Here is a 25,071-nt window from a genome sequence, read left to right on the forward strand (position 1 = left end):
TTAGTACCTCCTGTTTAACTAATTTTATTAAAAATTCCGCATATGGGAATAACTATTTTTCATTATATCCTTGACATTTTAATAATGATCATTATAATTACCCAGGTAAGAATCTAATCCTGAAAGGGGGTGATAATGAAGAGGGAAACACAGACAAAGATCAGAAGAATTGAGAAGGAGGTACTATGAGAATATTCCCAATGGCAATGATACTGATGCTTGCAGTTGTGGACGCAGTCGAAGCCAAGGCTTTGATTGACCCACAACTTGAAGAGGTCATCGCTTCGGTAAGGAGCGATGAAAAAGTAGAGATTCTGGTTGTTTTTAATGAACAATCAGATGAAGACTACCTGCGAAATCTCGTCGCTGATTTACCTAGACGCGAACAGAGATATCCTGTGGTAAATTACTTAAAAGAACTTTCCGCTAGGACCCAGGAGCCGCTCATCAATTATCTCTCTCTCCAGACCAATGCCAACAAAGTCTCTGACATAAAATCTTTCTGGATTATCAATGCACTCTATTGCAAGGCGACCCCGGATGTAATTGCTGATATTTCCAATAACCCAGATGTCGCATTTATTGCCTATCCATACATAGTAAGCGAGAATATCCTACTCACCTATGGGAATCCGGTTCCAATTGATGTGCTTGATTACCGGACAAAAGAGTGGCATGTGACCAAGGTGGCAGCTGATTCTTGCTGGGCTGCAGGTTATCGGGGGCAGGGTGTAATCGTTGGATTGATTGATACTGGTTGTAATTATAATCATGTGGATCTTGCTGGTCATATGTGGAATGACCCGAATTATCCAAATCATGGCTGGAATTTTGAGAATAACAATAATGACCCGATTGATCAGAATGGTCATGGTACTTGTTGTGGCGGAGAGATTGCCTCAAACGGCACCGCCGGTGATACTTGCGGGATTGCACCCGAATGTTCATTGATGGTTTGCAGGGTGAGAACATCCATTGCCTATCCGATGCCTGATACGATTTCCGAACAGAATGTCTTTGATGCGATGCAATTTTGCATTTCACCGCCGCTTTCACCAACCCATGGAGCAGATGTAATTTCAATGTCTTTGGGCTGGTATGTCGCCTGGACGCCAAGAAGGAGTATGTGGCGCAAAGCAGTAACGAATGTCGCGCTTGCCGGAATTCCTTATTTCATTGCCGCTGGAAACGAAAGAGGAAGTACCTACTGTCCAGTTCCTTATAACCTCCGCTGCCCAGGTGATGTTCCTCCACCCTGGCATCATCCATCAGAAGCACAGGGTAGGCTTGGTGGTGCAATTTCTTGTGCGGCTGTTGATAATACAGATGTACTTGCAAGTTTCTCTTCCTGTGGTCCTTCGTGCTGGGAAGATGCACCGTGGTACTGGGACTATCCGTTCAGACCAGGGCCTGGGATATTGAAGCCTGATATTGCTGCCCCAGGAGTCGGTATAACTTCTTGTGCTTATAACAATAACACTGGGTATTCCAGTGGCTGGCAAGGAACTTCAATGGCAACACCGATTCTGGCAGGAGTTGCGGCATTATTACTTTCTAAAAATCCTAATTTAACCGTTGCTCAGATTGATAGTATAATGCAGTTTACTGCCCTTGATTTGGGGGCTGCAGGTAAAGACACGATGTATGGTGCTGGCAGAGTGCGTGCAAAAAGAGCGATTGATTTTACCCCTGCTTCTGGTTCACTGCCTGATTTGCGCCTTGCTGAATTTGGCACGGTCGTTCTTGACCCAGCACCGAATGGCAATGGTAATGGGTATTTTGATCCTTCTGAGAGAATTACATTGGTGGATACGATCGTTAATCTGGGTACTGCAATTGCAACCAGCGTCAGTGGTAAACTTCGCACCACGAACAGCCATATAACCATCATAGACTCTACCGCAACTTTTGGAAACATCAATCCCAAGGCAAAGGGTCATAATGGAGCCGACCCATTTGTACTCCAAGCAGATACACTTATTCAGCTTGGTACACTGGTACCATTTGAATTAGAACTAACTGCCGGAACTTATACAAGAAAACTGTATTATCAGCTAAGAATGGGTTCGATTTGCGGTCCGGATAGCTTTGGCTATTTTATGATTGATAATACAGACACCTTCTATACCGAAGCCCCGGTATACAACTGGATCAATATTAATGCAAATCAAGGTGGACCTGGGACGAGTATTGGAACTGGTGGCAATGATGTCACATTGCGCATTCGTTCACCCTTCACAATCAGACATTATGCAAAGAGACTCGGCGGTGCAACTACAGATAGTATTTCAGTCTGTTCCAATGGTTGGATTGCATTCGGCAGACAGACGAGCACTGTTCAATACAATAGTATATTACCAAAGATGATGGATTATGGTTCACAGAGTTCAGTGCCTAATATGGTCGCAGCATTCTGGGATGACCTCAATGGTTCTTCCCCTGCTACCTGGTGGTATTATAATGATGCTACAAATCACCGTCTGATAATTCAGTGTGATTCCTTCATTACCCTTGCCAATATGTTCCAGTCATTCCAGTATATAATCTATGATTCCACTACCGCTGGTCCAGGAATGCGCAATGATATTGTAATTCAATATCGGCGGGTCACTAATCCAACGAGCTGCACGGTCGGACAGCAGGATTCGTTGAAAAAATACGGCATGAGCTATCTCTTTAATAAAGTCTATGACACCGGTGCGGCACCGCTCGTTGCCGGTAGGGCAATCAAGTTTACAACTAAACAGCCGAAGATGAAGAACTGGATTGGAGTTCAGGAATTTACGAACTATGTTGACCCGGGAACAAAAAGGATAAGTCTGGCGCCGAATCCAGCAAGAAATTCGGTTAATATTTTCTATACGGTGGATAAGAAGGCAAAGATAACTCTTAAAGTTTATAATACCCTTGGTCAGGTTGTTCGGACAATCGTCAATGAAACGAAGACCCCTGGTGTTTATACTGCAAAATGGTCGGGTGATGATGAACTCGGACGGGAGGTTGCATCCGGAGTATATTTCTTCAGCCTCCAGATTGAAGATAAATCGTTCAATACACGCGGAATTCTGTTGAAGTAAGATAACGAAAAGGGGGAGAGCAATCTCCCCCTTGATTTTATTTATTTTTTTATTATAATAATCTTAACAGAAGGAGGCTTATGAAACATATTATCCGATGCTTAAGTCTCGTAATGCTTTTGGTTTCGCTGGGAATGGCGTCAAACAAGATGGAGGTATGGCTATATTTCAAGGATGCGGATGAATTATTCTCAAAAATGGGCACGCTCTTTGGTGAACTGGATATCTGCACGGTTCAACAGGCAGATAACGGTGAATATTATCTCGTGCTAAATACAACAAAAGAGCAATACGAGCAGATAAAGAATCTCGGATTTAAGACCGTTATCACCTATGAAGATATTGCGGAAAAATTCTACCAGATGGCAGGTTCAAGAGACCCACAGATATTAAGGGACTTTGGCTATTTCTACACCTACTGGGAGATGAGGGATACATTACAAACCCTTGCAAACTCATTTCCAAACATTACCCGATACTATAGTGCGGGTAATTCCTACCAAGGATTGCAGATGGTTGCTTTCAAAATTTCGGATAATCCTCTCGTTGATGAAATGGAGCCCGCAGTCTGTTTCAATGGTGCAACCCATGCAAGGGAGCCTATGGGAACGACCCTTTGCATTGATTACATAAAGTATTTACTAACTAATTATGGCACAGATTCTCTTGTCACTTGGTTTGTAAATAATCGTGAAATTTATTTTATACCGGTGATGAATCCAGATGGTTATAGATACAATTCTGATTCTGGTGGTGCAACGAGTAACATCCGTAAGAACCGGCATTTATATTCAGGGCAGAGTTCATCAACTGCGGGTGTAGATTTAAATCGTAATTATGGTTATAAATGGGGTTATGATAATACTGGTTCAAGCCCAACGGTAACTTCTGATGCTTATCGCGGTCCTTCAAGATGGTCGGAGATAGAGACTCAGAATGCACGTGATTTCTTCTTACCCAAGAAAATAAGGACCCAGATTGATTACCATTCTTATGGTGCATATAATCTCTGTGTCTGGGGCTATTCTGGTAGTGCCGAGCCGATCCCAGATTCGGTCACAGTCTGGGAGATTCTTGATTCAATGCGGGCGAAGAATGGATTTTCTGCGGCGCGCACAGGTCCGATATATCGGGTTCTTTATGCGGCGAATGGAACTTCCATTGAATGGGAAATGAAGGATACCCTACATAATGGTGTGCCTAAGTTTGTCACTTATGCCTTCAGCATTGAGACGAATCAGACCGATTTCTGGCAGGGATATAACGACTATACGGTTATTCAAAACAATATTAACCAATGCCGTCCGGTTAATATCTATTTCACCAAGATTGCAGGTGTTTTCTTTGACAATCCGCAACCGGTAGTTGCCGATACTGTCTTGGGCAATAGCACCGGTCAACTTGATCCGAATGAAACAGCGCACTTATGGGTGAGAATCCGAAATCGCGCTATTCATCCCCTTGATTCCGCATATAATATCACCGCCCAACTCGTTTCTCTGGATACCCAGATTGTTGTCCAAACTGGAACCGCTGCATTCCCGAAGATTTATCGAAAGAGTACCGGGGATAACCGAAATTCAAGATTTGTAATTCGATGCAGTCGAAATGCAATACCGGGCACAGTGAAGCCTCTAAAGATGATTCTTACCTTTAAAGATGATACCTGTACCATTACCCAGAGCGTAAATTTCTCACTGACAATTGGTAATAACCCGGTAGGAATAACCACAGAAAATGAAAAGCAGATAGAATCATTTGTGAGATTGCATAGCAATCCTGCATCCAGAAGTGTGAAATTTGAATTTGCCCAAATGTCTGATCGGACAGCTAATTTAACCATTTATGATGCTACGGGAAGGCTGATAAAGAAATTTGATAACCTGAATCAAAGGTTAATCTGGGACGGGACTGACCACATGAATTTGCCAGTAGAATCAGGTGTCTATTTCTATGTCGTTCAAAATGGTAATGATTTAAAGAGAGGCAAATTCGTCTTTATCGGCAAATAACCAAGAGGGAAACGACAGATAGTTGTAGGGCGAGGCTTTAGCTTTGCATCTTTGAATTTAAATAAATGCAAACCTGAAGGTTTGCCCTACATTTAATACTTATCTCTTTTTGTGTAAAAGTCTTGATAGATAAGTAGGCTGGATCTTCAAAATTTTGCTTGCCTTTCTTTGATTGCCACCACATTTTTTTATTACCTCTTTAATGTATTTCATTTTAAATTCCTCTACGGCCTCTTTGAGACTTTTATCATATGTCATGGGTAATTCTATGGGTTCGCTTGGTAGCATCAGCGTATCAGGTTTAATGGTATCGGAGTTCGTCAAAACCACTGCGCGTTCTATGACATTTTGAAGTTCCCGGACATTCCCAGGCCAGGGGTAATTGAGCAATCGGTCAATTGCTTCGTCTGAAAATTTTTTGATATCTTTATTCATCTGTTTGGAATAATAACTTAGATAATGCTCGGCAATAATCAAAATGTCATCTTTTCTATCGCGTAATGGTGGGATATATATGGGAAATACATTCAACCGGTAAAAGAGATCTTCACGAAATTGTTTTTGTTTTATTTTCTCTTCAAGATTTTGATTTGTGGCAGCAATGACTCGAACATCAACCTTTATAGTCTTTGTGCCACCCAGCCTTTCAAATTCCTTCTCCTGTAATACCCTTAGAAGTTTGCTCTGCGTTTCAGGTAGCATGTCACCGATTTCGTCAAGAAAAATAGTCCCCTGATTGGCCAATTCAAATCGGCCTTTATGCTGGGTGAATGCACCGGTAAAAGCGCCCTTTTCATAGCCGAACAATTCGCTTTCAAGCAGGGTCGAGGGTATTGCGGCACAGCTTACCGCGATAAATGGTTTATCCCTTCTTGGGCTCAAACGATGGATATAACGAGCAATCAGTTCCTTACCTGTTCCGTTTTCACCCAAAATTAAAACCGAAGCATTGCTTGGTGCAACTTTTTCCGCAAGACTCAAAACATTTTTAAATTGCTCACTCCGACCGATTAAAGCATATTTTGAATCAATCTCATTTTTTAATAAATCCTTATACTCATGTACCTTCATATGGTTTTGTGCATTCTGAATCACCTGCGCTGCCTGATAGGCAATGAGCATTAATAAATCTTTATCTTCTTCTGTCCATTCCTGTTGGTCTTTTTTGTTTAGAACTTCAATGACCCCGATTGTTTTTCCGCTGAGCCGAAGTGGAGCGGCGATGATTGAACGGGTTACAAAACCCGTGGATTTATCAATTTGGGGATAAAAGTCTTTATCCTTAGTAGTGTCATTGACAACTTTTGCTTTGCCTTCGCGTACGCAGGCACCAGCAATCCCTTTATCAAGGGGAACAGTAAGATTTTTTAATCTCTCGGATACTTCCCCGGTGACGCTGGCAAAATAAAGTTCATTGGTCGTTTCATCCAGCAATAAGAGAGAACTTGCCTCGGCTTTGAGCAAATTTTTTGCACTTTCGATGATAATATCTAAAATTTTTGATAGTTCCAGGGTAGAGCTCAGAGAGCTAGTCATCTCAAAAAGAATTTCCAGCTGTTCCCGACCTATTTTCCGAATAATGCTTTCCATAATTTATTATACCATTAAAATCACGGGGTGTCAACAAAGGGATTTTTCTCCTTTAAGAGCATTTTTAATTTCTTCCGTGCCCGATGCAAGCGGATTTTAATCGTGCTGATTGGAAGGTTTATAATTCTGCCTATTTCTTGATATGATAACTCTTCTTTATGAAAAAGAATTAATATTTCCCGGTCCACCGGTGCCAATTGTTGGAGCGCATCTTCAAGCATTTTTATTTTCTTCTGGTATTCATACTTTTCGATAAAGTTCTCTGCTGTTACATGTTTTTCATCAAGGTATTCATACTCAACTTTATTCTTTCTAAAAAAATCAATCACCAGGTTGTGGGCGATGCTGAATAACCAAGCAACGAGTGGCTTTGCTGGGTCAAATGTTTTAATCGTGCTAAAAAATTTTATAAAAACCTCAAAGGTTATTTCTTCGGCATCGTCATAATTTTTTACCAGACGCAGCACATAGCTGAATATTCGATTTTTGTAAAGATTTAAAATTTTTTCGCAGGCGAATTCATTGCCATTTTGCGCGGCTATTATTAGTTCTTTTTCGCCATTCATTGGCCAAGTATACACATCTACTAACCAAAGGCAAGATTAGATATTTGCCTGCATATAATTTAAATCCGAATATAATAACCTAAAAGGAGACAACGTGTTTATTCTTGGTTTATTACTGATCGTGATGCTCTTCGTTTTGCGGTCGTTATATAGAATAACGAGTGAAGACCGACAGGGTGGATGATAAATTGCGGATTCGAAAATATGTCACCTGGGGAGTCGGATTTTTGGGAACCTTATTAATTTTCTTTTCCCTCTTACGAAACGTCCCACTTGGTTCGGTAGGCGTTCAGATCCTCTTTGGTAAGGTTCTCACCAGATCGATTCTTCATGAGGGCTTGAACATTGTTAATCCATTTGTTGACCTGCATATTATGAGCATTCGCACTCAGGCCTATACAATGTCTATTGCCTATGAAGAGGGACAAGTCAAAGGAGATGATGCCATCACCGCTTTAACCAGAGATGGTTTGGAGGTCAAAATGGATTTGACCGTCTGGTATCATCTAAATCCTGAAGAAGCAGGTACTGTCTTCCAGAAAATTGGTGCTGACTATGTGGAAAAAATTGTTCGGCCTGCTGCCCGGACGGCAATTAGAAATACTACTTCTAAATACCAGGCAATAGAAATATATGCAGAAAAACGACAAGAGTTAGAGACAGAAATTGAAAAACAACTGGCAGAAGATTTTAACAAAAGAGGCATTGTTTTGGAAAAAGTTTTATTGAGAAACATTAGCCTGCCCGCGAAGGTCAAAAATGCTATTGAAGCAAAATTAGAAGCTGAACAAGAAGCACAAAAAATGGAGTTTGTATTATTAAAAGAAAAAAAAGAAGCAGAAAGAAAAAAAAATCGAAGCTACTGGCATTGCGGAAGCACAACAAATAATTGCTCAGTCCCTGGTTGGCGACCGCGGTCGGGCATACCTTTCCTGGAAATACCTTGAAAATCTCCAGCATCTTTATACTTCTCCGAATAATACGGTTGTCATTGCTCCTTATGATAAGAATTTTATTCCGTTGCTACAAATCGGAAAATAATATAGTTACAAAAATGGAATTTGGATGAGAGGCTAAAGGATTTCAAAATCAGTCGTCACCTTATTTCTTCCCATTTGTTTGCTTTGATACATTAGCCTATCGGCACGATTTATTAGTGTTTTTAATGTGTCCTTGGGCTTGACGAGAGTTGCTCCAATTGATATCGTCACACCGATTGATTCGGCACCAACACGTAAATTGGAGAGAGCAACTAAATTCTTAAATTTATGAGCAATTGTATATAATTGGCTATCATTGACATTTGGGACAATCATAATGAATTCCTCTCCACCCCATCTTCCAACTAAATCAAAAGAACGAGAATTTTTGGCAAGCACATTGGCGACCATTTTCAAGACTTTATCACCAACATCATGTCCAAATTTATCATTAACCAGTTTAAAATGGTCAATATCAATGAATAAAAGACCAAATTGCCAGCCGAATCGTTTAAACTCATTCAATCGAGAATGCAGTTGGATTTCTATGTATCTTCTATTGGCAATTTTTGTAAGACTATCAATGAGTGCCAACCTTTCAAGTTCCTGGATCTTCGATTTCAGTTCATCAATTTCTGTATTATCATAGAATATTTCTACCGTGCCTATAACCTTTTTATTTTCATCAAATACTGGAAACGTCTTTATATGCACAAAAACCCGGTAACCATCACGATGCTTAAAATACAAATCCGTTTCATAAGGACCTTGGGTTTTCAGTGCTTTCATTATTGGGCAGAGTTCCTGATCATCACAACATTGTTTACCTTCTTCATTGATATGAACAAGAAAGTTATCTTTGCAGCCCTTACCTATGATTTCTTCTTTTTTATAACCGGTTATCTCTTCTGCCTTTTTATTCCAGTATGTAATCTTTGTATCTAAATTAACAAAATAGACCCCTCTATTTAGATTTTCAAGGAGTGCCTGGCAGAATTTTTGGCAGTCTAATTTTGATATTGATTGTGCCATATGAATTTCTCCAAGGGCAGTCTTTCAGGTCTAATTTTTTCTGCTCCAATTTGTTTTTCGGAAAGAACTGGATTTATTTTATCAGAATGTTTGCCAACAATTATAAGGGTTATAACTTCCATATCTTCCGGGATTTTCAAGATTTCTTTCACCTTTTGTTGATTGTAGCCTGCAATAGGATGGGCGACAAGCCCCAGTTCCGTCGCCCGCAATATCATTGCCGCAGTTGCCATTCCCGTATCGAATAGATAATATCTCCTGCTATCTTTCATTATGCAATCAAAATCAGGTTTACTGAAGACAGCAATAATCATACTTGCGGATTGTGCCCATTCATTACCTGGGGATAGTGCTGAATGTAATGCAGTCAGGATGGTTTTGTCATAAACAAAAACATAACGCCAGGGCTGGTTATTGAAGCAGGAACAGAATAATCGGGCACAGTTAGCAAGGTCTTCAATTAAATCATTTGTTATTTCTGTCGGCTCTAATGACCGGTAAGCACGTCTTCTTTCAATTGTTTGTTTAACATTCATTTTTTCTCCTTTTTAAGAAAAGGCAACATCGAGAATCATCATAAGCAAAAATCCAATGATTGTTCCACCTGTAGCATATTCTACATTCCTGTTTCTTTGTGATTCAGGTATCACTTCTTCTACAACTACAAAAATCATCGCACCAGCAGCAAAACTAAGCGCATAAGGCAATAAATAATGTGCCCATAGCACCGCAGAGCAACCGACAACAGCAGCAATTGGTTCTACCAAACCCGATAGTTGGCCAAACCAGAAACTTTTGAATCTTGATATTTTCTCGCGGTAGAGCGATATGGAGACGGCAAAACCTTCGGGTATATTCTGAATACCTATGCCAAACATTATTGCCATTGCTCCGGCAAGTGTCGCATCAGAAAATCCGCTGGCGGCAGAGCCTATAGCCACTCCAACCGCTAACCCTTCTGGAACATTATGAAGTGTGATTGCCAGAACTAATAATACGCTTCGGTGCCACGAAGTTTTAATCCCTTCAGATTCAGTTATTGGAAAACCAAGATGGAGATGGGGGAGAATCATATCTATGATTCGCAAAACAACTGCGCCAAGAAGAAACCCTATGGATGGAGCAAACCAGGAGAGAAAAGAATTATATCTTCTGGCTATTTCGATTGCCGGTGCAAGCAGGGACCAGAAACTTGCGGCAATCATAATACCGCCGGCAAATCCCAACATTGCGTCAAATAACTTCTGATTGAATTCCTTTTTCAAAAAGACAAATGATGAACCAAGAGCCGTAAGAACCCAAGTAAAGAGACCAGCAAGAAGGGCAAAAACAACCGGATGAAGTTTATTGGTTAAATATTCCATCATATTTTAGATGAGTTTAAGGGTCTCCTTTTTTGATTATCTACTCAATTTCTTGTGGCATAGCCACCAGTCAAAACACTCAAACTCACCAGCTTTTGCTTTTTCAATTCGTTCTTTAGCCGTCTTAACATCCTTTGCCGGTGGAACAATTACATGGTCTTTTACTATTTCATTATTGGGCCAGTTCGCCGGCATTGCTACACCGTATTTATCAGATATTTGCATTGCTTCTACAACCCTTAGGATTTCATCCATATTCCTGCCGAGTTCCTGGGGATAATAGAGAATAATTCTTATCTTACCTTTATCATCTACCACGAATACTGCCCGGACCGTATTTGTTCCTTTCCCAGGATGAATAAGCCCAAGTGTTTCAGCTACTGCACCAGTATCGGCAATGATTGGGAATTGGATTTCAACCCCAAGTTTTTCTTTGATCCATTCTTCCCATTTAATGTGTGAAAAGACCTGGTCAACACTTAGACCGATAAGTTCGCAATTCAGTGCCTTGAATTTATCATATCTTTTCTGGAATGCGACAAATTCAGTTGTACAGACAGGTGTGAAGTCAGCAGGATGGCTGAATAAAACAAACCATTTACCCGCAAACGCCTTTGGTAGTTCCAGAACACCATGGGTGGTCTGGACTTTTATCTCTGGGAAATCATCTCCCAGAAGGGGCATTCTCTTTTCTGTTAATTTATCCATTTTTACTCCTATTTAATTTTCAACCTTTTTTATTATTTCGTTTATCTGTATCACCATTTTTTTCTTACCGGAAATATTGCAATATGCCTCAATAGAAATACTATCATCAAGTTTTGCTTCAGGTAATATGTATAGGTACTTTTGCATTGTATTATCAGTCTGCTGTTTACTTTTTTGTTCTATTATCTTGCTACCATTAAGTTCAATTTCAATTTTGTTTATATAATGTTTTTGTGCATCGCGAACTGGATGTTGAACTGTAACCTGCAAAATCTTATTAGTTGTATCAAATTCAGCAACGATATCGCTCGGCGGATGGGCATAACTGATTCTTGCAATTGCGATAATTAGAATGGTAATCAAAATTAAATTTTTCATTGCGACCTCCTCAAAAATATGTAAGATAAATGACAAGCAAGGCGTGGATAGTGGCTATAATAATCCCGATAAAGGCAAAGAGTTTGTGGATCTTTAAAGGCACTTTTATCACCCTTGAACCAGTAAGGACAGCAAGTAGTACACAGATATATGTAATTATGCCAAGAGGCTTTATCAATCCACTTATCATTATGCACCCCCTTTTTGCATTCACACATCCGAATGAATACGGACATTATAGTACAGAGTATACTCTGAGACTACCATACGGATTAAGAAATTCTTTTGGGAATGCTATTCTCCCCACACAATCGTGCCTTTATTTGCGAGATTATAGACCTCAGCCTCAAGGATTGCCTGATGTCGTTTTTCATCTTCAGCAAGCTGTTCAAATAATTTTTTACCTTCGCTGTCCTTTATACTCTTTGCAATCTTGAGGTATCTTTCCATCGCCATCTTCTCAGCTTTTATGCCGATATTAAGAACATCAATTATCTCATCTTTGTTGGGTTCAAATTCACCCGAGACCTCGGGTTTGACCTCTTTTGATGCTTTTGTAAACTGTGTAATGTCTAAGCCAATCTTACCTTTGCGTGCCTCCATTATACTCTTTACATATTCGTAATGTCGTGCTTCAAATCCAGCAAGTTCCATGAATAATTTTCTTCCGGCTTCGCTCTGTGCCTTTCCTGCCGCATCCGTATAGAAATCCTGTGCCTTTTTCTCGGCAACCAGTGCCTGTGCTAATAATCTGTTGATGCTTGTAACTTTTCTTTTTACAGTTTTTTTATTTGTTTTTCGCTTCTTCATTTTACCTCCTTTCACCTAAAAATTTTATTATTTCCTCAATATCAGGAAGCTGGGTAATATCATAAATTTTCATCCAGATAACATTCTGATTTTCATCAATTATGATGTTCGCCCGTTCTGAGAATCCTTCTTTGTCTCTGAATATTCCGAGTTTTCTTGCATACTCACCATGGGGCCAAAAATCTGAAAGTAATCTTGTTTCTCTGACTCCCATATCTTTCGCCCAGGCATGCTTTGAAGGCACCGGGTCAACACTAATACCAAAGGCAGTTGTATTTAATTCATCAAATTTTGCTTTATATTTTTCCAATGCCTTCATCTGCTTAGTACAAACACCTGTCCAGGCAAGGGGGTGGAAAGACAAAAGAACCTTTTTACCTTTATAATCAGACAATTTTACATCCTGATTATGCTGGTCTTTCAAAACGAAATCAGGAATTGTGTCACCGATTTTAATCACACTTCCTCCTTAAAAAAATTGTTTATGTAGTTTAGCCTTTTCTTTGTATCACGCCATATTATTGGGATTTTATCCTCCCTGTAAACATTGAGATTATCTTCAAACGCCTTCCGATTGGGATTTTTATAAATTATGCCCAGTGGCATCGGGTCTTCTTCGCAGGCTTTTTTAAATGCCTCATAGCGCTCCAATGGATTGTAAGAATCATCAAGATAATAAGTATGTTCTTTGAACCAGGCATAGGTATTAATTTTGTTAAATGAGACACAGGGCTGGAGGATATCCACGAGTGCATATCCCTTGTGGATGATTGCCTGTTTTATAATTTCTTTTGTTTGATCTATATCGCCGATAAAAGTTCTTGCCACAAATGAGGCATCAAGGGCGACTGCAACAGCAATGGGATTGAACGGCAACTCAAAAACGCCATCTATTTGCACCGTGGTTTTGAAACCAATCTTACTTGTCGGCGATGCCTGTCCTTTGGTTAAACCATAAACCATATTGTTGTGGACAATATTTGTAATATCCGGATTTCTTCTAATTGTATGGATGAAGTGATTTCCGCCTTCGGCATAGGTACAGCCATCGCCACTTACTGCAATCACTGTTAATTCAGGATTGACGGCTTTTATGGCAGTAGCGGCTGAGAGATATCTTCCATGCAGGCCATTGAATAAGTTTGTCTTTAAATAATGGGGAAGTTTTGCTGCCTGACCGATGCCGGAAACAAGGACCAATCTTGTTGGCTCTATATTCAATTCGATTAATGCATCCTTTAATGCCTGTAATATTCCAAAATTACCGCAGCCCGGACACCAAGCTATGTCAATATTTTTTGGAGCGAACATATCCCGATTCATCTATTTTGCCTCCCTTATTTCTATCAAATTCCCATCCGGGTCCTCAATGAAATAAACCTTATGTCCATTACGTTTTAGGGTGATGATTTTTACTTTCTTTTGTCGCAGATTTTTGATGTATTCTTCCCGATTTTTTACGATCATACCGAAATGATGGATACCATAACGAACGATGCTTTTCCCTGTTTTTTTCTTTGAATGTGGTACAAATATCTCCAATAATAGGTCTTCCGATTTCAGTCGATAAAAGCAGGCAGTGGATTTTATCTTGAAAAGAGCTTTAACAACATTTGCTTGGAGTCTTTCGCTTGAGATCAGTTTAAATTTCAGGATTTTTTTGTAAAAGTTTATCAACCTATCTGCATTATTTGTGAATAGACCTATATGGTCGCAGGAAAATTCTTTTTTCACATCAAACCTCCTACAGCTTCAATAATTTCTTCTACAGTAAATGGTAATCCGTTATATTTTAGAACTAAGTTCCTTATTTCAATACCAAAATTGAGTTTTAACAATTTTGCCATCTGCCCGGTTGCATTGTTTTCAACCATAATTAATTTATTAGCTTTTTTCAGATATTGCTGGGTAACAGGATGGATAGGGTGGACCTGACTGAAATGGAGCATCGCAACATCATCCGAGTTTATTACTTTAATTGCTTCTTTCACAATCTCATAGTTTGAGCCCCAACATAATACGAGTATTTTATAATTTGGGGAACCATAAAATTCAGGTTCAATTAGCTCCGCTTTTATAGACTTATATTTATTCATCAATTTATCCACCATCCGGGTGCGCAATTTCAGGTCTTCAGAGATATGTCCATCTTCATCATGATGGTGACAATCTGCATTGACAATGCCTTTACCATAACCAGGTATTCCCCGCGGTGAAATCCCTGTTTCCGTAATTTGGTAACGCTGATATTTTTCTCCAGTTTCTATAATATAACTTTCAGTTTCATGACCTTCAAAAGTAAATGGAACCACGCTGTAAAAGGAATCAATATAAAACTGGTCAGTTAGCACAAAGACCGGAACCTGGAATTTATCAGCAAGGTCAAATGCTTTTTTCGTTAGATAGAATCCCTGCTCGAAATTCCCTGGGGCAAAAATAATGCGTGGAAATTCACCATGGCCTGCATAAAGGGCAAGTTCAAGGTCTGCTTGTTCAGTGCGGGTGGGTAGCCCTGTTGCCGGACCTGGACGCTGGGCAAGGTGAATTACAATCGGGGTCTCCTGGATTCCTGCTAAACTTAACCCTTCGGTCATTAAATCAAATCCCCCACCTGAAGTGGTAACCAGAGCACGGGCACCGGCATAAGAAGCACCGAGCCCCATATTCATAGCCGAAATTTCGTCTTCTGCCTGTTCGGTTATTATATCTAAATCTTTACCAACCCGTGCAAGGTAGGTCCAGACACCACTTGAAGGTGTCATCGGATATGCAGCAAGAAACTTTACTCCTCCAGCAATCGCACCGAGGGAAATGGCAGTGGAACCATCAATAACTTTCTCCTTGCGAACATTTTCATTAAACTTGGGGATGAAGTTTACTGCTTTCAATTTTTTTATCTCCTCAGCCTGATCAAAACCATATTTTGCAGCTTGCGTGTTCTTGGCTATTATCGTGTCACCCTTGGCAAGAAAATGTGTTTTAATAAGATTTGTTAGATTTTCAAATGGAATATTTATTAACCCCACAAGCACACCAACTGCAATAATATTGGCAAAGACAGGATTTCCAAGTTCCTTTGCCACCTGCGAATAGGGAATGGTATATGACTTATAATTACTGATTGGAAATTCATTTAAGATGAATGTTTCGTTAGTGATGTGTTCCTTGTGGTGATGGAATGCCTTTTCTTTCAAAGGAATTAAAATATCAATTCTATCTATCGGTGCCCGTACCCGCTGGTTACTTATTCTTATTTGAGTTGAGTTTATTCCGCCCCGGATTCGTGACATCAATTCACTCCAGGAGAAGGCATAAAGTCCTGATGATTGAGCAATCTTTACCAGGATTTCACTGACCGCATTTATCCCTTGTCCTGCCTCGCCCGAGATGACGATTGAGAGATTAGTTTTAGACATTATACCTTAGAATTTTTTAAATTTACTATTTGGAGCACCACAGACTGGGCAGTATTCAGGTGGTTTTCCAATATGGGTAAAACCACAGATAGGGCAGATGTAGATTTCTTTAATATCTATATCTTTGCCTTTTTCCGCACTTGCTTTCGCATCTGTATACATCTTCATATGAATCTTTTCTGCTTCAAGGGCATAATGGGTTGATTGTTCAGCACCTTTTTCATTCTGAAATTTAGCAGTATTATTGAATACCGGATACATCTCTTCAACCTCGTATGTCTCGCCATCAATACCGGTCTGAAGATTATCCGGTGTCTTTTTTATTATTCCTAAGTGTCTTGCATGGTTTGTGGCATGTACCTGTTCAGCATAGGCAATTGCCTTGAAGAGCCTTGCAATATTGGGCATTCCTTCTTTTTCTGCAATTTCGCTGAAGATTAGATATTTCATATGTGCCATTGATTCTCCAGCGAACGCTTCCAATAATGCTTTCTCAGTCATTTTTTTCATTTTAACCTCCCTTATTTGCGTTGCAAATTCACAGATTCATACGGATAAAGACGCGGATTCGGACAGAGGCTACTCAACCTTTACCTCCTGTGAATTCTGCCATAAGCCGTGGATATTGCAATAGGAGAAAGCAATAATTGTGCCTGATTTTTCAGTCTTAAAAGTCAAGGTGGCTTCCGGATGGGTATATACCGTGCTTGTATTTGGACCATTTGTTGATGCGCCGTGCGCCATAAATTCAAATTTGCCAATCTGATATGGAAATTTTTCACCTTCTGGATGAAAATAGACATCAATCCAGGCAATATGATGTTCGGTTGTATTGGGATGAGCGATTTCTTTACCGACACTCACGGTAACCTTAAAATTTTCGCCTTTTTTTACTTTTTGTGGTGCCTCAATTACCGGCACATGCTTCTCTTTTTTCCAGTCAGCAGACTGGAATAAGGTATTAAGGTCTGTCATAATTCCTCCTTTTTTAACTCATTTAACCAATTTATTATTTTTTCTCTTATCTGATCTCTCACCTTGCGAAAGACCAATAATTTCTCTTCTTCACTACCCGAGGCCAATGCCGGGTCTTCAAACGGCCAGTGGAGGCGCATCGCAATACCCGGGAATACCGGACATTTTTCTTTTGCATCATCACAAACCGTTATGATATACCCGAAATGCTCGCTCAAAAAATCAACTGCGGATTTTGATTTCTGATTTGAAATATCTATACCAATTTCTTGCATTACCTTTATTGCGAGTGGGTGGACCTTGGTCGGTTCGATCCCGGCACTATAAACATCAAATTTATCTCCGCCAAGTTCTCTCAAAAGACCCTCAGCCATCTGGCTTCGGGCAGAATTATGGTAGCATAAGAACAGGACTTTGGGTTTCCTCATTATCTACTCCCTTTTCGTAATTCCTGTAGCAATGTAGAGCAAATCTTTCAGTTTGTTTATTTTTATTGCAAGGCTAAAGCCTTGCCCTACAAGGCGTGGGTCTGCAAGACTGGAGCCCTGCTCTACTTGACGAGGGTCATCGGTTCGCCACAGCATACTAATTCACCGCCGCCAACTTCTTTCACCTCAACTACATTACCACATATTTCGCATTTAAAGATCTGACCTACTTTGGTGACATTAGGCATTTTTACCTCCTTTTTTAAAATTTTGCCCATTTATTTTTATCTTTTTTATCTTTTTATCGCCTTTTTGAGCCTTTTTTAGACATTCTTTACATATTCCCTTAAAATACCCATGCACCTCCTCAATTTTGTGTCCACCAATGCTTTTCTTATTTTCATTCCCAAGGGGACAATTTATATCAATGTCGTAAATTTTGTGGCAACTGTTACAATAGAAATGGTGATGGGATGTCAGGTTAGGATCATAATGTATGTCCATTCCCGTAATTGTCAAAGCATTGAGCATTTTTTTGTTATGCATCGCATTCATTGTGTTGTAAACTGTAGTCATTGAAATTACTGGTAGTTCATCTTTTAGTTCGTTATATATCATTTCTACACTCGGATGTTTATACCTAAATTTATAAAGAGTTTCCAATATCCTGATTCGCTGGAAAGTAGGTCTTAAACCAACCTTCTTTAATGTTTCTTTAATTTGTTTTAAGTTTGAAATCATTTCAATCATATAATCATTATAATCAATTTTTAGACAATGTCAAGGGGGCAAAGGTTAAAGGTATCAGACTATCAGAAAATCAGGTTATAGTGAACACATCGTAATGGAATACATATTTCTATCTTACATATATTTTTGGAATTGCCAGATCCGAAATAAAAAATCGACCAAATTACATAAATCTCTCAAACCTATCTCTCTTTGCCTTGCATATCGGGCAGACCTCGGGTGGTGATTCACGGGCGCATAAATAGCCACAGACCTTACAACGCCAGACTGGATAGGGGAGAGGCTCGGCGATTTTTTGCGGGAGTGGTTTAGCCTTCTTTCTCTTTTCTTCTGGTGGTCTCCTTTCCGGTATTGATTGTAACTGCATTTCACCCTTAAGAACCTTTTCTGAAACATATAATCCACAATAACAGGCACCATATTCAAGTATATCTGCATCCCGATAGTCACAGGGGCAGATAATATCTAAATCATCTTCTTTTCTGCCTGATGCCAATCTACAGGGACAGGCTTGATAGCCATAACGCCTTTGATTGATGATTAATGATTTTACGAGTTGTTTTGTAAAATCTATATCAGGATTGAGGTGATAACCACCCTCCTCTGCCTCTTTGTTTAATCGTTTATATAATTGTTCAATCTCTGCTTCTGCAATATTTTCTTTACTATCAGCCATAGAACCTCCTGAATATATTTAGATGAATGTCACCCCAGGTAAATTTTTAAAATGTGGGTCAGAGGTAACTAATTTACAATTTTCGTTTTTCGCTGTGGCATAAATGACTGCATCAGCCATAGGAAGTGAATACTTTAAACTCAGTTCTGCAGCAGTCCGGGCAATTTCAGCAGTTAAATCAACAATCTTTGTCTTTATCATCTGTGCATATATGATAAGTGCATCGCTTTCTTTTCTTTCCTGACGAACCTTTTTATAAACCTCGTACAGAATGATTGTTGGAGTGATAATCTTGCTCGGTTTTAGTAAATACTTTTCATAATCTTGTGCCTTTGGTCCATCAATGAGATATTCAATCCAACCAAAGGAATCAACAATAATCATAGTCTTTCCCTATCCTCGCGCAACCCATCTTTTTTTACACCCTTTAGAAATCCACGCATCTCCTTGATATTTATCTCGGGAATGAGAATTATTAGCCCATCCTTAGTTATAATCTGTAATTTTTGTCCTTTTTTTAATCCCAACGGCTCCCGCAATTTCTTAGGTATCAAAATTTGATATTTAGGTGACAAAACTGTCTCCATGTAAACCTCCTTCTCATCGAACAATATATTGTATGCCAAATTTATAATTTGTCAACTGCTATCTTTACTGCGCCTCTCCGTCTTTCTCATTCTTGATGGATTTTGTCACGAAGTGTAACTGGAGGATTTATCGTGCAATAAAAGGTTTTAAATTTCAAGGGACCCTCACCTTTATCCTCTCCTTTTTAAGTGAGAGGGGAGGGGCGAGGATTAGGGCTTATTCAATTTTTAGTTTAATGTAGAATATTGAAAATCTGCTATTCTATCCAATATTGGGAATTTAAGCTTCAAAAGTGGAGAGGAGTCAGCTATCTTTACTGCAATAACTCCTTTATTTCTTTCTCTTTGAACCCGATAATACGACTTTGTTCATTTATTACAACAATAATTATACTTATAGACTCCATTATCTCACAATTAACAACTTCTTTGTCTTTGACTCTCTTTCGCCTTGAAGGATTATGTAATAGACACCAGAACTGAGATTGGATGAATCTAATCTATAAGAATAGACACCAGCATCAACAATGCCTTCTTTAATCGTTTTAACCTTCCGACCGAGAACATCATAGAGATCTAATCGGATTCGCTGTCTTTCTGGAATCGCATATTGAATCTGGGCATTGTCCCTGACAACATTGGGCAAGACCATCAAGTTCAACCTTTCATCTTTTACCTTTAACCTTTCATCCTCTTCAATCCCGGTTGGACTTAAACTAATCACAGCAAAATCACCCCAAGTAATGCTGTCGCAAATGGTTCCAGCAGCATAGATATTCCCATCTAAACCATAAACTACCGAATGAGCAATATCGCTATAATTCCCATATCCATGTTTTTTATAAGTCCAATTCTGCGTGCCATTGTCTGTAAAGCTGATTACAGTGAAGTAACTTTCCCCACCTTGCCAGGTATCAGATGTTATGCCTCCAGCATAGATATTCCCGTCATTACCATATACAATTGATGTCCCAAATCCCCAGGTTGTGTCAATATATTGCCACCGATAGGTTCCAGAATCAGAGATACTCTCGACAAGAAAAAAAAGAATATCCCAGCCATAAGCACCAACTGCATAAAGACTACCATCAATACCACGTACACCACTCCCAAAACAACTCGGGTCAGCAGGACTTATGTATGTCCACCGCTCACTACCAGATGCGGCTAAGGAAATCGTCAACCCCTGGCTGAAAACATAACCAGGACCACCGAGATAACAGGTGCTACCGAATATATAGAGATTATCATCTGAACCATAGACAATACAATTGCCGTAATCGTAAGTGCCTCCGGGACCATTATAAAGATATACCCATCTCTCTGAGCCAGATGGAGTAAGTGAGATTGCTGTAACATCGGTATTCCATACCGGGCCGGTATAGCCAGCAACATAGATATTTCCATCAAGACCGTAGGTTATTGACCTTCCAGGTAATGCTTCAGCTGAGGGGGTAGGATAGATGTAATGCCATCTTTCAATTCCATTGATATCTACACTGACAACCAAAATTTTGCTTTGAGTATAACCAACTCCATAGATATTACCATCAGTGTCAAAGCATAATGAAATTGCATTACTTGATTGTGGATACAGATAAATCCATCGCTCAGTTCCATCAGGGGTAAGACTAATTATTGCAAAATGGCCATCGACGCTTCCCGCAGAATAAATACTCTCATTACCATAACAAATCGCACGAGCGGCACCATTACCAGATGTATACACCCACCGTTCTATTCCTGAGTTAGTCAGGCTAATTATAGTAAAAACTTCGTTTGAATTAGTAGTGCTATATCCTCCAACATACAAATTGTTATCCAAACCATAAACAATGCAGAGTGCCTCATCATAATTATAAGTTGAATCACCAGTGTAGCGATAAACCCATCTTTCATTCTGAGCAAATCCAAGAACAAGATTAAGTAGCAATGTAATAATCCTCATATAAGCAATTTTTGAAGTATTACTCATTATCGCCTCCATTTGCGGGGCTCTCAATGAAAATTGAGAGCCCCGGTTATTAATTATCTCATTATTATTACCTTTTGAGTAAGTGACCCTGCTTGATTCTCAAGCCGAATAAAGTAAACCCCTTCACTAAGTCTTCTGCCGGTATCATCAGTTCCATTCCAGTTCAATTTATAGTATCCTAACTCCAAATTGCTGTTTATGAATGATTTTACTTTGCGCCCGGTAATGTCATAGAGCGCAAGGCTTGCGATTCCTGGTGAGTTAACCTGATAGTAGATTTCTGCTTTATCTTTTACTGGATTTGGTTTTATAACAAGTGGCTCAGCCTTGTTTCCTATATTCACTACTTCCTGCACCTGCGGACCACCCTGTCCTTTCGGCTCCTGATAGATTATAATACTGCTTAAGACCGCAAGGTCACCTTGAATAATCTCATCGGTTATCAAAATCTCGCCATCTTTGATAAGTGCTTCGGGAATTATACCTTCAACCACAGTTAATTCATCAGGATTCACCCAGACATTCCGCGTCCAACTGTTGTCAATTCTTATCTTCAATTTCTGCTTGTTATTAAATTCGTGATACAGGATAAATTTTATCCGATATTTGTAGTTATCTTCAAAACCAGTTATCCGATAGATGAGTTTTGTAGAATCGTAGTCAACAGTTTTGTAATCCTCCGCCCCGTAGACAATATAGCCATCCCTTTCTACTGTGTATGGTGATGAAATCTCGCCACCGAGTTCAATGTAAGTAAAGAGCCAGGGTTCGGGTAGAAGTTTTTTATCCTTGCGGACTTCATATAGTACACCATCATCCTCACACCAGATTGTAGCCAGATATCTGTTTGGTAATGGAGGTCCACTTGCAATTGTAACCTGGGGTGCATTTGAAGTATTCAAGGTATTTGAGATATTTTCTGGCGGTCCCCAAGCACCAGTCTCATAATTCCAGACACTGTGATAAATTTCTATATTCCCATCAGGAATCTCATACTCGGTCCAGACAATGTGCTCACCTTTTATTGTCTGTGGTAATTTTGAATAGACGGGCGAGGTTTCTACCCACTGTGGTGGATACCACAATCCTGTGCCAAGGTCGCGCCTGATGTGCCGGATATTTGAGAATTGGTCGGGCGGTATAGTAGGCTCTTCAACCCAGACGATATGGAGCCAGTTAGAAGAAATCTCTATAAATGGTGTATAGGAATCATCCGTTGAATTTGAGATGTTTCTAATTTCACTCCAGTTTGCATCTTTCTGGCGGTAATAGATTTCACCAGCCTTCTGCCAGGCAATATGTGGATTATTCAAACCATCAACTGCAATGGAAGGATATCGGCAACGGATTAAGCCATAATCAGAATCCACCATCTCCCAGGTTATCTGTTCTGGATGCGCCGGGTCAAGTTTTCCGTATAAAAGCAGACTAAAGACACCATTGGCATAGATATATTTCTCAAAGGCAATATGACCATAGCCGGTATGGTCCCAGACGAAAGAAGGCGTTTCACAAAAATATGCCTCCCAGCCCGGTTGGACTGGTTTATAGAGTGCATATTTAGGCCAGGTGTAGTAATTCTGCCTTTTTGCCCAGAATAGGGTATCTTTATGCACCCAGACAATATTTGGCACATTATTGTTATCAAGAGCAATTGAAGGCGAATTTCCTTTGCCAACCGGATATGCGGGCTCCCAAACCATAGTGCCTATTTTAGTCTTTGTAAAATAGACATAACCACCCGCTTCATAGACAATATAGACATTCCCTGCCGCATCAGAGACGATGTGCCTTGAGTTGTTATAGGATGTTGCAGTTGCAACATCACTCTGGACATAATTCAATAAGATGTCTGCCCGAAGAATTGTATTATCATTCGGGTCAGGATGAAGATTTCTTAAGGCAAAATGGGAGTGAATCCATTCAGGACAGATTGGCGGATGCCAGATGTCATAGAAGTTTGTAGATGGATTGGTGAAGGCGTCAAATCTGGTGTATTCTGGTGGATCCCAGAACCCACCGGCACTGCCAAAGCCACGCCATAAGGGGTCACCGATTGGTGGCCATACACCTTCCGGATGTGCAGTATATAGGTGTCTACCCATATCAAGGCTATCAAAGCCAGAAATCGGGTCGGGCGTTGTTGGCCACCAATGCCACTTGCCATCTATTTGAATTGAATCCCATTGCCATAATCCAGTGGCGTATTCCACCCTTACCGGACGTCTGCGCCGGGTATCGGGCCAATCCCAGCCTACTGCAGTTTTGGTTTGGGTGACATGCCAGATTAAAAGTCCAGAATCAGGGAAATTGTATTCGTAAGGGGTAAGGCATTGATGGTTAGTAATCAAAAAAGTCTGGGTGTCACTGGGTGAAATTCCCGGCATCTGGGTTGGTCTGATTCTGAGGACTTCGCCATTGTATGTTTCTCTCAAGGGCATAATTGGATAGTTTAACTGCGTTTGCGTTATTTCAGTAGGAGTGAGCCAGGGTTGGTTTGTGTATCTATCTTTAGTTTCATACCGCCATTGCGGATTAAGTGGAGATGGCATTGCATCTACCCACGCATGAAACCGACAAAAACCAGCCCCCCAATGTCCACAGAATGAACCCATATTATAATTCGTAACATTATAAACATTTCCGTAAGTATCAGGCCAGCCACAACAATGACCATACTCGTGAACATTCATTGCAATATGAGACGTGTTTGCCCAAGCATCGCCACGAAGACCCCATAAAAAAGTAACATAAACAGGTTCTCCGTTTGGAAAAACATCATTAGTAGAGAATAATCCCCAACCACCCGGCCAACATAATCCGCTACCGCCACCAGGCGAAAGCGCAAGAACTACAACTCGTGCCGGTTGTCCAGGCACAGTGTAATTGGCGAAATTTATTTCAGGATCTGCGGCTGCGAGTGCTTTGGGGCAATAACGGTACCAAACCCATCGTTGAGTATGGGGAGGGGTGATCGTATCTACTTGAAAGCAGTAATACCAGTTGCCATCCCAATGCGCTTGGGGAAAAGCATAAATTATCTGTTCGCCAAAGGACATTTCTTTATACCATCTTGTTATACTAAACTGGGTGGAACAATTGACATCCCAGATACTTTGCCAGAAGTCGGGAACCGGCTGCGCTGGAAATACATCCCAACCTTGGGTGTAGAGAACAACGAGTGTTTCGGGTCCGCCCACTGCAAAAGGTGGTGGTTCACCTATAATTGTATCACCATACCAGATGAATTCCTGTCTTGTGAGCCAGTCAATGTAGTCCGTGTCCGTTGTGGCGGACATCTTTATTCCTCTTACCCTATCAAAACCATTCTCAACTGAAAATTCAAATTGAGAAAGGTCAAAGGATAGGGTATATGGACCTTGAGCAAAGAGAATACTCAATAGTCCGATAGATAGATAGATAGATAGCGCGTAGCATCTTTACCTCCTCTTTTGTTTTAACCCTATTTTTATTTCTTTCCCTTTTGAGATGTCAAGACTATAAACATCCAAAAGGATTTTTGTTTGCCCTTTCCATCACCTCCTCTCACAAAAATTAATTCCTAATTCTATATTAAAGTATAATCATTTAGTGAAAATTGTCAAGGTGTGATGCAGAATTGTCGTTTCAAAGCGAAAATGTCACCTTTAACTTCAAAGGTAAAATGTCCCCAGGCGTGGCTCAAACCACGCTCAGAATTGAATCAGAAAGGAGATACCTTGATTTTTAAACAATTTTTGGTCTCGT

Annotated in this window: 26 protein-coding genes; 3 read left to right on the forward strand and 23 right to left on the reverse strand. The window is 40.1% G+C overall.

What is annotated here, in order from left to right; translation table 11 throughout:
* Positions 1-185 precede the first annotated feature (185 nt).
* Together ABIL39_08360 and ABIL39_08365 are read left to right on the forward strand one after the other, a co-directional pair.
* Positions 186-3,077 (forward strand): S8 family peptidase, encoded by a 2,892-nt coding sequence (locus tag ABIL39_08360; protein MEO0166134.1) that lies wholly within the window; start codon positions 186-188, stop codon positions 3,075-3,077.
* An 80-nt stretch (positions 3,078-3,157) separates the two neighbouring features.
* Positions 3,158-5,089, forward strand: a complete 1,932-nt coding sequence (locus ABIL39_08365) for a M14 family zinc carboxypeptidase (protein ID MEO0166135.1) — start codon at positions 3,158-3,160, stop codon at positions 5,087-5,089.
* Positions 5,090-5,188: 99 nt separating this feature from the next.
* On the opposite strand, the gene ABIL39_08370 is transcribed toward ABIL39_08365, so the two are convergent.
* Together ABIL39_08370 and ABIL39_08375 are read right to left on the reverse strand one after the other, a co-directional pair.
* Positions 5,189-6,679, reverse strand: a complete 1,491-nt coding sequence (locus ABIL39_08370) for a sigma-54-dependent Fis family transcriptional regulator (GenBank protein MEO0166136.1) — start codon at positions 6,677-6,679, stop codon at positions 5,189-5,191.
* Positions 6,680-6,699: 20 nt separating this feature from the next.
* Positions 6,700-7,245 carry an RNA polymerase sigma factor gene (locus tag ABIL39_08375; GenBank protein MEO0166137.1) on the reverse strand — a complete coding sequence of 182 codons (546 nt, stop codon included), beginning with the start codon at positions 7,243-7,245 and terminating at the stop codon, positions 6,700-6,702.
* A gap of 161 nt (positions 7,246-7,406) precedes the next feature.
* On the opposite strand from ABIL39_08375, the gene ABIL39_08380 reads away from it, so the two are divergent.
* Positions 7,407-8,192, forward strand: a complete 786-nt coding sequence (locus ABIL39_08380) for a prohibitin family protein (GenBank protein ID MEO0166138.1) — start codon at positions 7,407-7,409, stop codon at positions 8,190-8,192.
* 126 nt (positions 8,193-8,318) lie between these two features.
* On the opposite strand, the gene ABIL39_08385 is transcribed toward ABIL39_08380, so the two are convergent.
* From ABIL39_08385 to ABIL39_08485, 21 genes are all read right to left on the reverse strand, one after another.
* Positions 8,319-9,257 (reverse strand): sensor domain-containing diguanylate cyclase, encoded by a 939-nt coding sequence (locus ABIL39_08385; GenBank protein ID MEO0166139.1) that lies wholly within the window; start codon positions 9,255-9,257, stop codon positions 8,319-8,321.
* Positions 9,233-9,793 carry a nitroreductase family protein gene (locus ABIL39_08390; protein MEO0166140.1) on the reverse strand — a complete coding sequence of 187 codons (561 nt, stop codon included), beginning with the start codon at positions 9,791-9,793 and terminating at the stop codon, positions 9,233-9,235. Before ABIL39_08390 ends, ABIL39_08385 begins: the two co-directional genes overlap by 25 nt.
* A gap of 12 nt (positions 9,794-9,805) precedes the next feature.
* Positions 9,806-10,624: a ZIP family metal transporter gene (locus ABIL39_08395; GenBank protein ID MEO0166141.1), complete on the reverse strand. Its 819-nt coding sequence runs from the start codon at positions 10,622-10,624 to the stop codon at positions 9,806-9,808.
* A gap of 33 nt (positions 10,625-10,657) precedes the next feature.
* The gene (locus tag ABIL39_08400) at positions 10,658-11,329 is read right to left on the reverse strand and encodes a peroxiredoxin (GenBank protein MEO0166142.1); all 672 of its coding nucleotides are present in this window, start codon (positions 11,327-11,329) and stop codon (positions 10,658-10,660) included.
* 12 nt (positions 11,330-11,341) lie between these two features.
* Positions 11,342-11,707: a hypothetical protein gene (locus ABIL39_08405; protein ID MEO0166143.1), complete on the reverse strand. Its 366-nt coding sequence runs from the start codon at positions 11,705-11,707 to the stop codon at positions 11,342-11,344.
* Between the two features lie 10 nt (positions 11,708-11,717).
* A complete protein-coding gene (locus ABIL39_08410; GenBank protein MEO0166144.1) occupies positions 11,718-11,897 on the reverse strand; it encodes a hypothetical protein in 180 nt (59 codons plus the stop codon).
* A 104-nt stretch (positions 11,898-12,001) separates the two neighbouring features.
* Entirely contained in the window at positions 12,002-12,517 is a 516-nt protein-coding gene (locus tag ABIL39_08415) for a ferritin family protein (protein MEO0166145.1), read from the reverse strand.
* 1 nt (position 12,518) lies between these two features.
* Complete coding sequence (locus tag ABIL39_08420) at positions 12,519-12,974, reverse strand: peroxiredoxin (protein MEO0166146.1); 456 nt, start codon at positions 12,972-12,974, stop codon at positions 12,519-12,521.
* Positions 12,974-13,840 (reverse strand): thiamine pyrophosphate-dependent enzyme, encoded by an 867-nt coding sequence (locus tag ABIL39_08425; protein ID MEO0166147.1) that lies wholly within the window; start codon positions 13,838-13,840, stop codon positions 12,974-12,976. The genes ABIL39_08420 and ABIL39_08425 overlap by 1 nt, the downstream gene beginning before the upstream one ends.
* Positions 13,841-14,251, reverse strand: a complete 411-nt coding sequence (locus ABIL39_08430) for a VOC family protein (GenBank protein ID MEO0166148.1) — start codon at positions 14,249-14,251, stop codon at positions 13,841-13,843.
* Positions 14,248-15,933, reverse strand: coding sequence for a 2-oxoacid:acceptor oxidoreductase subunit alpha (locus ABIL39_08435; GenBank protein ID MEO0166149.1), 1,686 nt, complete (start codon positions 15,931-15,933; stop codon positions 14,248-14,250). Before ABIL39_08435 ends, ABIL39_08430 begins: the two co-directional genes overlap by 4 nt.
* Before the next feature lie 6 nt (positions 15,934-15,939).
* Positions 15,940-16,443, reverse strand: coding sequence for a rubrerythrin family protein (locus ABIL39_08440; GenBank protein ID MEO0166150.1), 504 nt, complete (start codon positions 16,441-16,443; stop codon positions 15,940-15,942).
* Positions 16,444-16,512: 69 nt separating this feature from the next.
* Positions 16,513-16,908, reverse strand: a complete 396-nt coding sequence (locus ABIL39_08445; GenBank protein MEO0166151.1) for a class II SORL domain-containing protein — start codon at positions 16,906-16,908, stop codon at positions 16,513-16,515.
* Positions 16,905-17,336, reverse strand: a complete 432-nt coding sequence (locus ABIL39_08450) for an arsenate reductase ArsC (protein ID MEO0166152.1) — start codon at positions 17,334-17,336, stop codon at positions 16,905-16,907. The genes ABIL39_08445 and ABIL39_08450 overlap by 4 nt, the downstream gene beginning before the upstream one ends.
* A gap of 122 nt (positions 17,337-17,458) precedes the next feature.
* Positions 17,459-17,584, reverse strand: coding sequence for a desulfoferrodoxin FeS4 iron-binding domain-containing protein (locus tag ABIL39_08455; GenBank protein MEO0166153.1), 126 nt, complete (start codon positions 17,582-17,584; stop codon positions 17,459-17,461).
* Positions 17,577-18,086, reverse strand: coding sequence for a Fur family transcriptional regulator (locus ABIL39_08460; protein ID MEO0166154.1), 510 nt, complete (start codon positions 18,084-18,086; stop codon positions 17,577-17,579). The genes ABIL39_08455 and ABIL39_08460 overlap by 8 nt, the downstream gene beginning before the upstream one ends.
* A 163-nt stretch (positions 18,087-18,249) precedes the next feature.
* Positions 18,250-18,762, reverse strand: coding sequence for a ferredoxin-thioredoxin reductase catalytic domain-containing protein (locus tag ABIL39_08465; protein MEO0166155.1), 513 nt, complete (start codon positions 18,760-18,762; stop codon positions 18,250-18,252).
* Positions 18,763-18,780: 18 nt separating this feature from the next.
* Positions 18,781-19,146, reverse strand: coding sequence for a type II toxin-antitoxin system VapC family toxin (locus tag ABIL39_08470; GenBank protein ID MEO0166156.1), 366 nt, complete (start codon positions 19,144-19,146; stop codon positions 18,781-18,783).
* Positions 19,143-19,349: an AbrB/MazE/SpoVT family DNA-binding domain-containing protein gene (locus ABIL39_08475; protein ID MEO0166157.1), complete on the reverse strand. Its 207-nt coding sequence runs from the start codon at positions 19,347-19,349 to the stop codon at positions 19,143-19,145. Before ABIL39_08475 ends, ABIL39_08470 begins: the two co-directional genes overlap by 4 nt.
* A 406-nt stretch (positions 19,350-19,755) precedes the next feature.
* On the reverse strand, positions 19,756-21,324 hold the full coding sequence (locus ABIL39_08480; protein ID MEO0166158.1) for a T9SS type A sorting domain-containing protein: 1,569 nt from the start codon (positions 21,322-21,324) through the stop codon (positions 19,756-19,758).
* A gap of 53 nt (positions 21,325-21,377) precedes the next feature.
* A complete protein-coding gene (locus tag ABIL39_08485) occupies positions 21,378-24,623 on the reverse strand; it encodes a T9SS type A sorting domain-containing protein (GenBank protein ID MEO0166159.1) in 3,246 nt (1,081 codons plus the stop codon).
* Positions 24,624-25,071 lie beyond the last annotated feature (448 nt).

Source organism: candidate division WOR-3 bacterium, from assembly GCA_039802205.1.
GTDB lineage: Bacteria > Hydrothermota > Tepidihabitantia > SM23-42 > JAOAFX01 > JAOAFX01.